At 69.0% G+C, this 14,459-nt stretch carries 14 protein-coding genes and 3 pseudogenes; 3 read left to right on the top strand and 14 right to left on the bottom strand.

All coding sequences use genetic code 11. From position 1 onward, the window contains the following. Nucleotides 1–27: 27 nt before the first annotated feature. From C3486_RS02240 to C3486_RS02285, 10 genes and pseudogenes are all read right to left on the bottom strand, one after another. Nucleotides 28–390 (bottom strand): hypothetical protein, encoded by a 363-nt coding sequence (locus C3486_RS02240; protein WP_103830809.1) that lies wholly within the window; start codon nucleotides 388–390, stop codon nucleotides 28–30. A 102-nt stretch (nucleotides 391–492) separates the two neighbouring features. Then, a complete protein-coding gene (locus tag C3486_RS02245) occupies nucleotides 493–987 on the bottom strand; it encodes a hypothetical protein (protein ID WP_103830810.1) in 495 nt (164 codons plus the stop codon). A gap of 44 nt (nucleotides 988–1,031) precedes the next feature. Further along, entirely contained in the window at nucleotides 1,032–1,754 is a 723-nt protein-coding gene (locus C3486_RS02250) for a hypothetical protein (RefSeq protein WP_103830811.1), read from the bottom strand. Nucleotides 1,755–1,973: 219 nt separating this feature from the next. After that, entirely contained in the window at nucleotides 1,974–3,479 is a 1,506-nt protein-coding gene (locus C3486_RS02255) for an ATP-binding protein (RefSeq protein WP_103830812.1), read from the bottom strand. 33 nt (nucleotides 3,480–3,512) lie between these two features. Beyond that, entirely contained in the window at nucleotides 3,513–3,968 is a 456-nt protein-coding gene (locus C3486_RS02260; RefSeq protein WP_103830813.1) for a DUF6238 family protein, read from the bottom strand. Between the two features lie 23 nt (nucleotides 3,969–3,991). Further along, nucleotides 3,992–5,464 (bottom strand): SCO6880 family protein, encoded by a 1,473-nt coding sequence (locus tag C3486_RS02265; protein WP_103830814.1) that lies wholly within the window; start codon nucleotides 5,462–5,464, stop codon nucleotides 3,992–3,994. 88 nt (nucleotides 5,465–5,552) lie between these two features. Continuing rightward, the gene (locus C3486_RS02270; RefSeq protein WP_103830885.1) at nucleotides 5,553–6,917 is read right to left on the bottom strand and encodes an ATP-binding protein; all 1,365 of its coding nucleotides are present in this window, start codon (nucleotides 6,915–6,917) and stop codon (nucleotides 5,553–5,555) included. 57 nt (nucleotides 6,918–6,974) lie between these two features. Beyond that, nucleotides 6,975–7,652 (bottom strand): hypothetical protein, encoded by a 678-nt coding sequence (locus C3486_RS02275; protein WP_103830815.1) that lies wholly within the window; start codon nucleotides 7,650–7,652, stop codon nucleotides 6,975–6,977. Next, nucleotides 7,652–7,960 carry a DUF6112 family protein gene (locus C3486_RS02280; RefSeq protein ID WP_103830816.1) on the bottom strand — a complete coding sequence of 103 codons (309 nt, stop codon included), beginning with the start codon at nucleotides 7,958–7,960 and terminating at the stop codon, nucleotides 7,652–7,654. The genes C3486_RS02275 and C3486_RS02280 overlap by 1 nt, the downstream gene beginning before the upstream one ends. Before the next feature lie 68 nt (nucleotides 7,961–8,028). Further along, a pseudogene (locus C3486_RS02285) lies at nucleotides 8,029–9,112 on the bottom strand (C40 family peptidase). Nucleotides 9,113–9,777: 665 nt separating this feature from the next. Between C3486_RS02285 and C3486_RS02290 the strand changes: the two are divergent. Continuing rightward, nucleotides 9,778–10,539 carry a site-specific DNA-methyltransferase gene (locus C3486_RS02290; protein ID WP_103830817.1) on the top strand — a complete coding sequence of 254 codons (762 nt, stop codon included), beginning with the start codon at nucleotides 9,778–9,780 and terminating at the stop codon, nucleotides 10,537–10,539. Between the two features lie 90 nt (nucleotides 10,540–10,629). Here C3486_RS02290 and C3486_RS02295 read toward each other — a convergent pair whose 3' ends face one another. The 3 genes from C3486_RS02295 to C3486_RS02305 form a co-directional block, all read right to left on the bottom strand. After that, complete coding sequence (locus C3486_RS02295; RefSeq protein WP_103830818.1) at nucleotides 10,630–11,556, bottom strand: DUF5655 domain-containing protein; 927 nt, start codon at nucleotides 11,554–11,556, stop codon at nucleotides 10,630–10,632. A 148-nt stretch (nucleotides 11,557–11,704) separates the two neighbouring features. Further along, complete coding sequence (locus tag C3486_RS37815) at nucleotides 11,705–11,836, bottom strand: hypothetical protein (protein WP_258052543.1); 132 nt, start codon at nucleotides 11,834–11,836, stop codon at nucleotides 11,705–11,707. A gap of 265 nt (nucleotides 11,837–12,101) precedes the next feature. Continuing rightward, a complete protein-coding gene (locus C3486_RS02305) occupies nucleotides 12,102–13,346 on the bottom strand; it encodes a zinc-ribbon domain-containing protein (RefSeq protein ID WP_103830820.1) in 1,245 nt (414 codons plus the stop codon). A gap of 465 nt (nucleotides 13,347–13,811) precedes the next feature. Here C3486_RS02305 and C3486_RS02310 point away from each other — a divergent pair, with 465 nt between their 5' ends. Both C3486_RS02310 and C3486_RS38710 read left to right on the top strand, forming a co-directional pair. Beyond that, nucleotides 13,812–14,003: a hypothetical protein gene (locus tag C3486_RS02310; protein ID WP_103830821.1), complete on the top strand. Its 192-nt coding sequence runs from the start codon at nucleotides 13,812–13,814 to the stop codon at nucleotides 14,001–14,003. Further along, a pseudogene (locus C3486_RS38710) lies at nucleotides 13,987–14,183 on the top strand (DUF6879 family protein); the annotation flags it as partial. The gene C3486_RS02310 and the pseudogene C3486_RS38710, both read left to right, overlap by 17 nt. Here C3486_RS38710 and C3486_RS37820 read toward each other — a convergent pair. Continuing rightward, nucleotides 14,178–14,458: pseudogene (locus C3486_RS37820) on the bottom strand (IS5/IS1182 family transposase); the annotation flags it as partial. The pseudogenes C3486_RS38710 and C3486_RS37820 sit on opposite strands and share 6 nt — an antisense overlap. Nucleotide 14,459 lies beyond the last annotated feature (1 nt).

Here is a 14,459-nt window from a genome sequence, read left to right on the forward strand (position 1 = left end):
ACGGATGGGCGCGCGGGTTGTTCGAGGTCATCGTGCCGAAGGCGTGCGACGGGCGTCTTGGCAGCGGCCGTCCAAGTGGGCCTCCTGTGTAGCGGGGCACAGGAGCGAATTGTCGATGTTCACGTCATAGCGAGCCGACAGCAGCCGGAACGCGGCTTGAGTGGCACGGGTTTTCTTCTCTGCCTCGGTGAAGTGCTGCGGCAGGTGGAACTTCTGCCACCCGTGGGGCCTTTCGAAGCCGCAGTCGAGGAGGATCGCCTCGGCACCTTCGTGGTAGCAGTCGGCGAGGACTGCGCTGCTGCGTGGCTGGCGGTAGATGTCGGCGTCGTCAGCGAACACCTCGTGGACGAAGGCGAGAAGGTGGTTCTTGAAGCGAGTGAGACGGGACATGAAGGCTCTCCGGGCAGGAATGATCGGTTGCGGTGGAGGGGGGACAGCAGGGCCAGCGGCCGAGGCCCGGGGAAAGGACTGTCGACGAGCGCGGGACGTCTCTCAGGAATACGGATGCTCCGGCAGCCGGTCGCTTACGGCGGCATCCAGCAGCTCTGGCAGGTCCACGGGGTTGGCCTCCCTGTTGTCGATCCACCATCCCGCCGGGGTGACGGCCCGTACGGCGCCTTCGACGCCCTGCCACGCGGATGAGTCCATGACGCCTTCGCTGACCAGGGCGGTGTAGGCGGCGGTCACCAGCCGGTGGCGGCAGCGGGTGGCCCAGCCGGCGGCGCGCTCGCTGCCCTCCAGCGGCGGCATCCGGTACCGCTCGGCCCACGCCTGCGCCTCGGCCACCTCCTTGGCACGCTTCTTGGCCAGCCACTCCGCCTGCGACTCGCAGTCCGCTTCGCGGGAGGCGCGCCAGCAGTCGGTGCAGTCCCGGGCGGCGAGCCAACGGGCGTAGCCGGCGCGCTGATCAGCCGGGCGGGCGGACAGATCGGCCTCCTGGCGGTGGCCGCAGGCGTGGTCCACGGTCCAGATCTTCTTCACGGGCACAACAAGCTTCCTTCCAGAGAACGGGGAGTAGTTGAGCGGGGCGGTCAGCGAGTGCGCCGGGTACGGGGTACGGGCGGCGGATGCTGGGTGGCCTCTGGCGGCGTCTTCGCCGCTGCGGCCGGGCGGTGCGGGGAGGAGGTCGTCGCGGCGCTGGCCCGCCGGGCAAGCACCTGTCCGTCTCCCTGCGTGACCGGGGGCAGGCCGTCCAGATAGTGCGATACATGAGCGAGCCGGTCGCCGAGAACCTCAACGTGTTCAGCGAGGCTGCGCAGGTGACGTGCCAGTTCGGGGCCGTCGGTGTGGTCGAGCCGATCGCACCAGGCGGCTGCCGAGCCGAGGAAGTGGCGTAGCTGCGGAATGACGCCGCCCTGACCGTCAACGGGGTAGCGCAACCAGTGGGCGACATCCGAGGGCCTCTCCAGCGAGGAAAGCGCGGCGGACAGATCGGCCAGCGACTGGCGTGGCGGTGTGACCGGGGCGGATGGCTTCGGCGGAGGGCCGGTGGCAACGACCCGGGGGTCCGCTGCCACCGACAGCCCCGTCCTCTGGAGCTTCCGAGCGGTAGCGGCCACTGCGTGGACAGCGGTGTGGTGTGCGGTGCCGGGTGGCAGCAGGTAGATGTCCCGCCGGGAGTCGTGGGCGAAGCCGTACTGACGCAGTACTTCAGCGGCCCAGGAATGGTCCTCGGACAGGGCGGCAGCCACCCCCAGGTCGGGGATGACGCCGAACGCCACCTTGGGCTGCGCGGACTCATCGGGGCCAGGCACAAGAGCTTCCTTCAAACGGTGAACAGGGCGGGCAAGCGACCACGGCAGGGGGCGCCGATCGTGATGTGGCGGGCGTCCGCCACGGCTACCTCGATGGATCAGAGGGGCGTGCGAAGAACGAGGGTGCGCGGCGAAGTGGGGCTTGGTGGTGCCGGCGATCCGGTGTTAGTGCGACCGCAGGGCCCGCCCTCCCGTGTCGCCGGTCGGCGTGACCGCTGGTCAGGCACACATTCGAGCATCCGTATCGAACAGCTCGCGCTCCCGTGGATGAAGCAGATGTTGCGTGACGAAGGAACGGCCGGCGACCTTCCACAACCCACGGCCCTTTGTCAGGGCAGACACCGCCTGCGTCTCGACACCGGTGAGCCCGAGCAAGGCGGCGGCGGAGTGGAGTTGGTCGGCTTCCTGACGGTAGATGATGCGGGTGGAGCAGTCCGTGAGCAGGCCCTCGGCCAGAGCTCGGCCGCGAGAGCCGGCGTCGCCTGCCGCGAGGAGGTCGGAGAGGCGGTGGATGACCATCATGTTGGCGATGCCCAGGCCGCGGCTGAGCTTCCACTGGGACTGCATGCGCTCCAGCAGGGCGGCGTGGCGCATGACGCGCCAGGCTTCGTCGTAGATGACCCATCGTCGCCCGGCGTCGGGGTCGGCCAGGGCGGCTTCCATCCAGGCGGAGGCGCAGGTCATGGCCAGGACGAGGGCGGTGTCATCGCCGCTGCCGCCCAGGCGGGACAGATCGATCGACAGCATCGGCGCGGCCGGGTCGAAGGCGACCGTGGACGGGGCATCGAAGAGGCCCTCCAGGTCGCCGTGGACCAGACGGCGCAGGGCGTGAGCAAGGTCCTCCGCCGCGCGGCCGAGACGCCCAGGCGTCTCATCGCGGGCGGCGTCGAGCTGCTCGGGGGAGCCGAGGACGTGGGCCACTTGCCCGAGCAGTGGCGTGGCGCCGCTGGCTTCGGCGCGGGCGACGACATGATCGAGGGCGACGTCGAGAGCGGTGTGCTCCATGGGATGCAACTCCCGGCGCAGCACCGTCTTGGCCAGTGAGCCCAGCAGGAGCAGACGGCGCTTGCGAACCTCGGTGCGCCAGTCCTCCTCGCTCACCCCTCGCGGTCGGGTGGGAGCATCCAGTGGATTGAGGCGACCGGGCAGGCCGGGGCCGAGGGCGATGGTCTGCCCGCCCAGTTCGCTCGCGACGACGGACCACTCACCCTTGGGGTCGCAGGGGACGTAGATCTTGTACCCGAAGGCGACGGCCCGGACGGCGAGGGACTTGGCCAGGGCGGACTTGCCCATGCCGATGACGCCGGCGAGCAGGATGTTGGGGTTGGTGAAGCCGTCGAGCTTGCCGTAGAGGGTGAAGGGGTCGTAGGCGAAGGCGCCCTCGGCGTGGACGTCGTGGCCGACGTAGATGCCCTGGGAGCCGAGCCCGCCCTCGGCGAGGAAGGGGTAGGCGCCGGAGGCGGTGGCGGTGGTCATCCGGTGTGGCGGGAGCTTGAGGTGGCCGCCGCGGGCGGAGGCAGGGCCGGGCCGCCCGGCCGGCGCGTAGCTGGCCCGCAGCTGTGGATCAGTCCCGGGGGCGGAGGTTCGGTTCGGTGGCCGGGAGGCGTGCCGGGCCTGTTTGCGGGCGGTTGTGAACTGCTCGCGCGCCGTCCGGCGTGCGCGGCGGTCGGCCTTGCGGGGCGTGTACAGCGGGCTGGCAGCGGCGCGGGCTCGCGTGGCGGGCATGCTCGGTGGTCTTCCTCTCGGGCGGGCGGCGGATCAGTGGCGGGTGAGGCCGGTGACGGGGCCATGGAGATCGGTGGGTGTGTGGTCGCGGCGCACCCGCGCGCTGGTGGAGAGGTGGCGCTGGCAGATGGTGAGGTCAGGGGCGCCCTCCGGGAACCGGGCGCGGCACGCCTCCCGGCTCGGAAGCCGGCCGTCGGCGGTGTGCGGGGCTGCGTGGAAGGCGTCGTGGAGATGGTCGGCGGCCTGCCACAGCCGGATCCGGGTGGCCCGCAGGCGGTCTCCCTCGATGAGGGCGACCGGCCGGGTGCGGGCGATGTGGGAGCCGAGCAGCCGGTAGAGGGCGGTGAGGTGGGCGTGCAGCGCGTCCAGGTCGGCACGGCTGGCGGGTGCCTGGGCGGCGGGCAGGTTGAGGGAGCGGTGGAAGTCCAGCGCGGCGGTCGCGAACGGCACGAAGTTCTCGACTGGTTCGGGCAGCGGGGCGGAAGGCATGGGGGAACTCTCGCTAGGGTGGTTCAGGGGCGGCGGGCGAGGGGGAGGGCCGCGGTGGTGAAGGCTTCGGCCTGCTGCCAGGTCAGCCGGCGCAGGTCGGTCATGGCCGCCACGGCGGCGGTCTCGATGGCCGCGCACGCGGAGTTCAGCTCCTCGTCCGACTCGGCGGAGACGGTGAGCAGTCCGGTGAGGGCGACGTCGGCGTGGCCGGCGATCAGCTGGCGTTCGCGGTCCTTGATGTCGGCGTACTCCACCGAGTCCTCCTCGGAGTCGACCTGTCCCTTGCGGGCGCGTTCGGCGGCATCGGCGATGACGGAGGCCTTCTTGCGCTGGACGTCCTTGAGCGCGGCATCCAGGCCCTTGGGCTCGTAGCTGAGGGAGAGGGTGCGGCGTACGCCGGAGGTGAACAGCAGCTGGTGCAGGAAGCCGGGGCTGGTCTCGATGCGCGGCCAGTTCTCGATCCAGTAGGTGGCGTGGTGGGCGGAGTCGGTGGTGATGCGGTCGCTCTTTTCCACCATCACCACCGGCCCGGCAGCCGCCGGATCGGCCTGCGGGGCACCGGTGTCCGACCACTGATCCAGCGCGGCAGAGGCGGCCGGGTCGTAGGCGGTGCGGATCACCGCCGCGACCTCCTCGGCTGCCAACCACGGCCCCGGAGCGAGCCCGGCGTTGCGAGCGGACTGGTCGAAGGTGGAGGTCAGCTGCGCCAGAACGGCGAAGGCACCGGTCAGGCCACCGCCGGCCTGGTTGATCAGACGCCGAGCCGCCTTCATATCCAGCGCCAGCGCGACATACGCCTCGTGCGGCGCGGCGGCCGGCCCGGCGGCCTCGATCAAGTCCCGGTAGACGTCGCCGGCCAGCGGAGCGTCGGCGTCGCCGTGTTCGGTCCAGTAGCGGTTCAGCGCGTCCCCGGAGTCGGGGACGGTGCGCTCCAGGACCTGGATGCGGGAGATGTGCCCGGTGCGGGCGAGCGCGGCCAGGGTCCGGCCCCAGCCGGCCACGTTCGCCGACTGCGCCGCCGGGTCCAGCAGCGCGAACGCGCGAGCGGAGACTCGTACCACGGCGGTGAGTGTCGCCTGGTGGGGGTCGTGGACGGCGCCGAGTCGCCTGTTGGGGGAGGAGACCACCCGTAGCGAGGCGGCCGTGCCCGGCAGATGCAACAGGCCTTCGCGGCGCGGCCGAGTGGAGGGCCGGGCCAGCCACAACAGCTGCCCGCGCATCCGGCGCAGCCCGTAGCGCAGGGCAATGGGCATCCAGTCGGCCAGCGACCGGCCCCGGCGCCGGACGAAGACCACAGCCAGCAGCACCGCCCACGCCGGTATGAGCTTCAAGGCGCCGACGACGCCGGAGGTCAGCAGCACCGCCAGGAGCAGCAGCCCGGTCATCGCGACACCGAGCAACTGTGGTGCTGTCAGGCCCATGAGCATGCCGCGGCGGGTGCGGTGGGGGAACTTCACGGTGGCCGGGCCATCTGGAGTGGAAGAGTCGGAGGTCATGGCGAAGCCGTCCTAGAACAAGAGCGAAAGAAGGAGAGGGGGCCGGGGCGGGCACTGTGCGGGTCGGTGCCCGCCCCGGAGAGGCCGGTTACGACCCCGGCTTGTGCGGCGAGCCTGGGTAGATCCACCGCTGTGGCGTTGCGCCGCCCTGCGGCGAAGGACCGCTCGCCGGAGGCGAGGCGTGGCGGCGAGGGGAGTAACCCTGCGACGCGGCACCGACCGCGCCACCTTCCGGCGCCGCTCCAGAGGAGACGGGCGCCGCATCCGTACCGCCTGCGGACGCCGGGCCGGGGCGGCGGATGAGGGGCTGGCCCCGATCGCCGCCGGTCGGGGGGCGCCGGACGAGGGCCCGGCCCTTGTCCCCCGCGGCGTGGGGGTTCGCGCCGTACCGGAACCGGGTCTGCTTCGGCTTCCCACCAGGGCCACTGCTGGAGCCGCCGGTCGGATCGATGCCGGAGGCCACGCCGCCGGCGCCCTGGCCGGGCACCGTTGCCGGGCCCTGCGGGGCGATGCCGCCGGTCTTGGCCTGCAGCGCCAGTTGACCCGCGGTCCTCGCCGCGCCTGCTGCCGTGCCCATGCCGGCGACGCCGGTGCGGTGCAGGTCATCGTGGCCGCCGCCGTCGGAGGCCCAGTGCACGAACTTGTACGTCGCGTACGGGCACAGCAGCACCAGGACCATCACGACGATGCCGGCCATCGCATCCGAGAGCGCACCGAGCCCGCCGTGGGCGTCGGCCTTGCCCATCGCCGAGACGCCGAGCAGGAACACGATCGTCATCAGCAGCTTGGAGACGACCAGCGTGGCGGTGGCCTCGATCCAGCCCCGGCGCCACCGCTTGGCCATCTCCCAGCCCCCGCCGGCACCGGCGAACACCGCCAGGGTGACCAGCACCAGGATGCCGACCTTGCGGGCCACCATCACCGCCCAGTACAAGAACGCGCCCACCGCGCAGCCCAGTGCGACGATGGCCGGCACGCCCCAGCCCAAGCCGTACATCGCCCCCAGCTCGTTCACCTTCACCACGCGGCGGATCGCATCGTCGATGGAGCTGTTGGCCGCCTGGAACAGCCCCGCGGACAGGGCGTCGGTGACGGTCAGGGCGACGGTGGTGCAGGCGATCGCGGCGAAGGCGAAGAACACGCCGGTCATCGTCCCGAACGCCGCCTGTGCCAGGGCGCGTTCGTCCCGGCGCCAGGCGGCGCGGGTGAGCTGCAGGCAGAAGGTGCCGACGGTGAGTATCAGGCCGATGGGGAGGATCAGCTCGTAGTTGTGGCGGAACCACTCGGCGTTCAGATCGACGGCGGTGGTCTTGTTCACGGCCCGGGAGGCCAGGTCGGCGGCGGACTGGGCGACCTCGCCCATCGACTTGGCGATCCAGGCGCCGATGCCGCTGGTGACGGCCTCACCGGTCTTGCCGACCACGCCGCCGACGGCGCCGCACACCTGGTTCATCAGGGGAAGGTCACAGGCACCCACCGCACACCCCCGTCCTTATTGCGGTCACGGTGGTCATGGGGCGACCTCCGGCAGCACGCCGGACAGGGCACAGTCGTGGTGGGGCCGGCACCGGACGGCGAGCGTGATCTGGCGGGGTTCGGCGCCGGAGCCGCCGTGCTTCCAGGCGAGGGACTGCTTGCCGGTGACGGTGACCGCGTAGATGTACGCCTGCGTGAGCGCACCCGGGTCCTGGGTCATAGCGGTCTTGAACGCCTCCGGCAGATGCCCCTCCTCGACCGACGCGGTGGCGCGCTGGGCGTTGTCGTGCATCCGCGACCACAGCGTCGTGCCCGGCACCTGCCCGCTCACCGACTTCCAGTCGCGGTACCGCTGCTCGCCCGTCATCCACGCCTTCAGCCCGGACAGGTGCTCGGCGCGGGAGGCATGCCGGGTGTCGTACGACCACAGCGCCTTGGTTGCCGCCTTGGCGAAGGTGACCGGGGCGTTGGTGTGTGGCGGCTTCAGCACGATGCTCCGGGCAGGGCGTGACGTCTCGTGCGGTGCTGGGGGAGAAGAGTGGGAATCGGAGGTGGGCGGTGGTTCCGGGGCCGCGGGGCGGGTGAGGTAGCCGACCAGGCCGGTGACGCCCGCCAGCACCGCGAGGATGACGCCGACCATCACGGCCCGCCGCACCACCGACGAGGAATCGACCGGCCGGCCCGAGGGGGTGGGGAATCGTTGCTTGGGCACTAGTGGACCTGCGTTCCCATCGCCGAGAAGAAGGCGACGATGCCGTTGGCGGCGCCGAGCAGCAGGGCGCATCCGGCCGCGACGGTGACGCCCTTCTTGCCGTTCTGCTCGGCCTGATGACCGCCGGAGTGGTGGCCCCAGGCCCAGATCAGCGCTGAGATCGCTAGAGCGCCGACCACGGCGATGATGCCGAAGAGGTTGATCGAGCCCATGACGTTCTTCAACACGGCGAGGCCGGGCAGGCCGCCCTCCTTGGGGTGCACACCTGGGTCGTAGGCCAGGTACTGCAAATGCTGCGCGAGCTTCAAAGGAACTCCTGTGGGAATCGGGCACACAACGAGCCCGGAAGTGATGGACAGAGGAGGAGAGGGGCGATTCAGGCGACGCGGCGGGCGGCCAGGAGGGAGGGGCGCCATTCCGCGAGCCGGGAGATCTTCACGACGTCGCCGGTGTGCGGAGCCTGCAGGATCAGGCCGCGCCCGAGGTACATCCCAACGTGCTCCGGCCGGGCGGCCGAGCCCTCGGTGAACAGCAGGTCCCCGGCCTTCAACCGGTCCGGGCTGACCGCCTTGCCCTCCTTGACCTGGGTATACGTGGTCCGCGAAAGCGTGATGCCGCCGGATTTGTACGACGCCTGCATGAGGCTGGAACAGTCGCACCGGCCCATCGGATCCTTGCCGTGCGCGTGCGCGCACGACCCGCCCCACTGGTACGGCGTGCCCAACTGCCCCAGGCCCCAGCGGATCGCACGGCGAACCGGCTTCGGCGCATCGGCGGGAATCGTGTAACCCTTCGGTACGGCCCCCTTCGGGATCGGACCGAACGACGAACCGTCCTCGTTCCCGCACTCCCCGACATCGGAGGCGAGGGGCTTATCGTCCTTCGGGATTTCCGTACCGGTGCCGTCGTAGCGGAGGGAGTGAGCCAGTGCCTTCTGCAGTGCGGTGGCCAGCGGCTCCCACTTCGCGTACGCGCCGGGGAAGCGGCTCGCCTGCACGGCCTGAGCGGCTTGGGCGACGGTCATCGACTGCCAGCCCGGGACCTTCTTCAGGTGCTCGTAGAACGTCGTCGACGCGTGCACCGGATCACGGACCTGCGCAGGCGTGCCCCAGTCCTGGCTCGGCCGTTGCTGGAACAAGCCGAGCGAGTCACGGTCACCGTAGTTGAGGTTGCGCAGGCCCGACTCCTGCAGGGCCGTGGCCAGTGCGACCACCTGCCCGCGGGCCGGCATCTTCAGCGCGACGCCGGTGGCCTGGATCTTCTGCGCATTCGGGATCTGCTCCTTGGGCGCACCGAGTCCCGTGACGTGGACCGAACCGGCCTTGCCGCTCATCAGGAGCGAGTGGACCTGCTTCGCGACCGCCGCCGCATCAACGTCGCCACCCGCGCCGTCTTTTACAGGCGGCCTCGGCCCTGTGCGCACCGGCCACGGCCATCGCCATGGGGGCGATCAGCAACATCGGCGCGGTCACCACCGCGCCGATGACCAGCACGGTCTTGTTCACGAGCGCGGACCAGGGTGGGCAACGAACCGTATGCCTGGCCGTGCCGCCGGGCATGTCAGGGGAGGCCGCATCAGCAGCGCAGCTCCTTTATGCGTAGGTGGTGAGCACGGGCGCTCTCGTCGAAAAGGCCACCCGCACCACACCGCGCGAGACGAAAAACCCCGGAAAGGGGTGGCGGAGCCAGCGGCCGGGCCTGCTATTACCCGGCCACCGGACCGCTCAGCGAAGTGCGGCAGCAAGCCGCGCTGGTAATCTCACGCGCCACATACGAGAATTTCCCTCTTCCCTGTCGGGGGACGTCCGCGACGCGCTGACGACGTCGCGACTTGGACGGGCAACACGCATCAGCACAGCTCAACGGGGCGGATCGGCGTCCTTCCCGATGAACATGCCGAGACTGTAAAGACGAATCCCGGCCGCACCAAACGAGCCCAACCGGCTGCCCCAAGTGACGTTGTCCCGGCTTGGTGCGGCCGGAATTCCGGATTACTCTCCAGCACATATTGGCCGACTCGGCCCCGCTGAATCCAACGGGACACGTAGCTGAGTGCCCCTGGCGAGCGTATCCCTTCGTGACAGGGGAAATGCAGGCGCCGTTCCTGAGAGAGAGATTGCTTCCAATGCCCTACACCCTGCACCGGGGCGACGCGCTGACCAAGCTGTCGGAACTCCCCGACAACAGCGTCGATGCCCTGATCACCGACCCGCCGTACAACTCCGGCGGTCGCACCAGCAGCGAGCGCACCGGGCGCACCGCGCGGGCGAAGTACACCGCTGCGGACGCCGAGCACAACCTCGCCAACTTCCCCGGAGAGAATCGCGACCAGCGCAGCTACGGGTACTGGCTCACCCTGCTGCTGACCGAGTCCTACCGTGCCACCGTCGATTCCGGCACCGCCCTGGTCTTCACCGACTGGCGCCAGCTGCCCACCACCACTGACGCACTCCAGGCCGCAGGATGGACCTGGCGCGGGATCGCCTCCTGGCACAAGCCGGTCTCCCGCCCCCAGCCCGGCCGCCTGAAGCAGTCCTGCGAGTACATCGTCTGGGGCACCAAGGGCAAGGTCGACCCCCACCGCAACCCCGTCTACCTCCCCGGCCTCTACACCGCCAGCCAGCCCCGCAAGGACCGGGTGCACATCACCCAGAAGCCCATCGAGGTGATGCAGGAACTGGTGAAGATCTGCCCCCAGGGCGGCACCGTCCTCGACCCCTTCGCCGGCTCCGGCTCCACCGGGGTGGCCGCCCTGCGCGAAGGCCGGCAGTTCATCGGCATCGAACTGGACGACCATTACGCCGACATCACGGAAACGCGGCTATTGCATGAGGTGCAACAGGGGCGTAGCCAGGGCGACTTCGGCCTTGTTGGTCCCGAGGAGTGAGTGCGAGAGCCGCACGCAACGGCAGAACGTAGAAGCAGAAAAGGGCGGTGCCTTCTCTCCGGAAGACACCGCCCTTGAACGTTGCGCAGCTCAGGCTGCCTCGACGCTGCGCTGTAGCAGTTCGGCGGCCCTGCGCAGGTCGTCGGGTGAGTTGAGGCGCAGCTCGACGCCGTCGCGTACACCCACGCAGCCCTTTCCGCGTAGGTCGCGAGTGAAGCCCTCCTCCAGCTTGACCGTGTCCGGATCCAGCCGCAGGTTCACCACCAACGCGTGCTGGCGACTCTGGACACGCACCGTGGCGAGATTCTTGATCCGTCGATAGGCCACGTAATGCAGCTGTGTCTCCTTGCGCACCCCTTCATGCCCAAGGAGCATCTCGTCCAGGTCCGCGTACAGGCCCTGGAGGGACTGCGGAGCTCCGTCGAGGTGTTGCTGCACCGACTTCACGCCCGCCGGGCGCGTCACCCCCCGTGCCCGGACGGGCGCTGCAACGGTGCTGCGCGCGCCGGAAGCACGACCGGGGACAGAGGCGACCATCTGCAAGGCGAGCACGTCATTGAAGACCCGGTACGTCAGCAGATCGATCCGGTGCCCGATCATCTGCACCGCCCGCTTGTCGTGCCGGGAGAACTCGCCCGCCACGCACACCAGACGCGGGTTGCTCCAGTCCACCGCCTTGGCCGTCTCAGCGCCCAGCTTCTCCTTGACCAGGTTCTCAAACTCGTGCCGATGTCCCTGCAGCCAGTACAGATAGGACAGCGCCTGATTGGTCACATTCCGGTCCCGCGAACGCTTGTACTCCACGATCACCGGATTGCCGTTCTCATCCAGCCCCAGCGAATCCACCCGGCCCCCATGCTGGCCGGTCGGGTACTCCGTCGCCAGAAAGCGGATGCCGAGCATGGTGTCCATATTCGCCTCGACCAGCGACTGCAGCTCTCGCTCCACGGCCACCGACACACCCGGTACCTCTGTGGCGCAGCCGCCTCTGATCCGGAAGACCTTCAGGTCGTCCATGCTCCTCCCTGCTCCGGCGTGATCACTGCCAGGCGAGAATTGAAGCAGCCACCTGTTTATTCCCGGCCGGTGGGTGTTGTACCGACAGGTGGGTTGCAGAGAATCGTGTCACTCACCGCCCGCAGGTGATACGCCACCGTCGACGCACTCAGCCCGACAGCACCCGCCAACTCCTTACATAGGGCGCCTCCTCGTGCTCGACCACGAAGCTCTGCTGCTCGACCACGAAGCTCTGCGCCGCACGAGCGACCCGCTCCTGTTGCCCGGAGAGGCCCTTCACGACGTTCTCCTGTCCCGGCCGGCGTCCTCCCGGACACGCATTTGCAGCTCCGCTCGGGCCCTGGGGCCCCTTCCGGCGGAAGCACGGAAGTACGGGTGCCAGTGAAGCCGGGTGCACAGCCGCAGCAATCGACGACGCAAAACCGTGGGGTTGTGGGGGCGGTCGGCGAGTTCCTCGTAGGCGTGGTTCCGAGCACGCTGCAGTTCGATCAGGTCCTGGGGGAAGCGCACGGACAACATGACACAAACGCAATCACGTGTTCGATTTATTGGTCACGTTCCATGCTCGTCCGGAGAGCTGGGTGAAGGGCTGCGTCCGGTTCATTCCGGGCCTCGGGCCGCATCGGGGTGATCAGCTGGCGCGTCATCGAAGCGAATGCACGCGCTCCTCCTATCCTCTGGTTGACCTGCCCAAGCAGCAGATCGGGAGGGAGGTCGCGCACCAGACATTCCGCAAACTTCAGTTCGAACTCCACGTCGCCGCGGTGCGTCTCCAGCAGCCACTGCATCATCAGCGCGCCAAGCGTGGTGAGGTCAGTGCCGCTCCTGCTCTCCGTGGCCTCGATGCTGTCGTCGAAGAGGTCCAGCTGTTCCCCGCTAGGAGAGCCTGGAGGCGTGCACGGCCCGCGGGAAACGTGTTCGGTGTGCCTGAGGATCCTCTGGAATACCTGCTCGGCGATCTCCCGCGCCGACTGGCCTGGCGTACAGAGAACATCGTGTGGGGTGACGGTGGGCAGCGGTTCCTCGCGGATGCGGATGACCAGATGGCCTGAGGCGATCATGTCGGCGGTCTTGTCCTGATCGCGCTTTAAGGCATCTTTATGCCAGTAGGCGCCGTCGTACTCTACGGCGACGGGCGGGCTGCCGGGCAGCAGCATGTCTACTCGCCACGACCGTAGCCGCCGCTTCCCCTCGACCGTAGATGACGCGTGGCGCGCAACGGACCCGGGGCTTTGAAGGCCGGGCAGACGTGTCTGCAATGCCGTGAAAATTTCCTGTTCTCGTCGTGAGACGCCCCTCTTGCCGCACCGAGGGCACCCGGTTCCTTGAACGTGCCGGTTGTAGACCGATGTCTTCCACCGATGGCTGTCATCGCGCAGACACCGCCACCACACACTCTGCACTGCCACGACTGATCCTGTCAGTGGCAGCCCCACAGGATTTTCGATGTGTCCCCAGTCGTACTCGTCTGCGAGGTCGGGGCGCAGATAGGCGAGCGACCTACTGCCCTGCCACCAAGCGGGCACGCCCGCCTCAGTCAGCAGCTGCAACCAGCGCTGCCGCTCTTGGCCTAGTCGTCGCTGCTGCGCCTGACGCCAGACGGAGTATTCGCCGTCCACAGGAAGCTGCTGCTGACCTTCCCGGAGGAAGGCGTCGGCCAGAGCCCGCTCTCTGTCTAGCAACCAGCGGATCGCTGCCGACCGTTCCTGCGGTACCGCCTCCTCTGCCGGATCGCCTTGCCGGGGATGCGGGCTGGCCAGCCCCTCCGAGCATGCTGGTACATCACTCATGACTAAGGGTGTAGCACCTGGCACTGACAGTGCGCTTTGTTCGCACCCGACATCGCCAGTTGATGCCGTGCCGCCTGCCGGCGCTACCTGCGCCGCAATCGGTCATGGGCAGGGTCGACGTGCGCTGCAGCATGGCAGACGACGGGCTGCCGTTACGCAGATCAGCATGCAGGGGCCGTGTTACGTGCCCTGTGCAGCGCTGGCTTCGCTTGTCGTGCGAGGAGGTCGATAAAAAAGTCCGTGAGGAGCTGCTCGCCGCCCGACGCGGTGAGCTCCCAGCCGCCGAAGCGGTAGACCTCGTATCCGGCCAGGCGGAGCCGGCGGACCTCTACAACATCAGGGACGTACGCGTAGCCGCGCCGGCTCCTGGGAGGTTCCCAGTAACGGAAACTGGAGGCCCTTGCCCGGCATCGGGTGCGCGGTCAGGATCAGACACGACACCTGACAGAGGGGGAGCCAGCGACAGTGCAGCTGACGCAGTTGGTGGGCCAGTGCCATGACGGAGACTGTCCCACGCTGTACACCACCGGCCGAGGGGCCCTCACCGTGCAGGGCGACCGGCTCACCGATCACGGACTGGAGATCCCGGCTCGCGAGTCCATCGTGGAGATCCCCATCGAGCTGATCCGGAAGGCGATCCGTGAAAACCTCATCTAAGACCTTGGCGGACTGCTTCGCAGAGTTCGAACGGAATGCCTTCCGGCTGGAGACGCTGGACGACTACAGCCGCTCCGGCGGCGTGGATGCATATCAGGCGTCCCTCGCGGGAAGCCGCAGCCAGAGGGATACAAGCGAACCTCCTGGGTCACGACCGTGGCGAACGCGACGAGGCATGGCGTGGGGCACGCCGTCATCTTTCAGGCTGCAGTCGCGGAGGATCTCCAGCCCTTCACCAGGGCGAAGGTGCGCTCGATACGGCCTCCGATCTGGTTGTGGCTCGGGTTGTGTTGACGCTTCCAGGCCGGGAGTTCGTTCGCGCGGCGGTGAGGCATCAGCAGCCAGTACTGGGATAGCCGCCGTCCGTCATCGTCATCGTCTTGCCGACTGATCCTTGCGCCGGACTCGACCCACGCCTTGCAGTCGTTGCGAGTGCAGACCAGCTGCCGACTGACC

The organism is Streptomyces sp. Ru73 (genome assembly GCF_002920575.1).
In the GTDB taxonomy this organism is placed as follows: Bacteria; Actinomycetota; Actinomycetes; order Streptomycetales; family Streptomycetaceae; genus Streptomyces.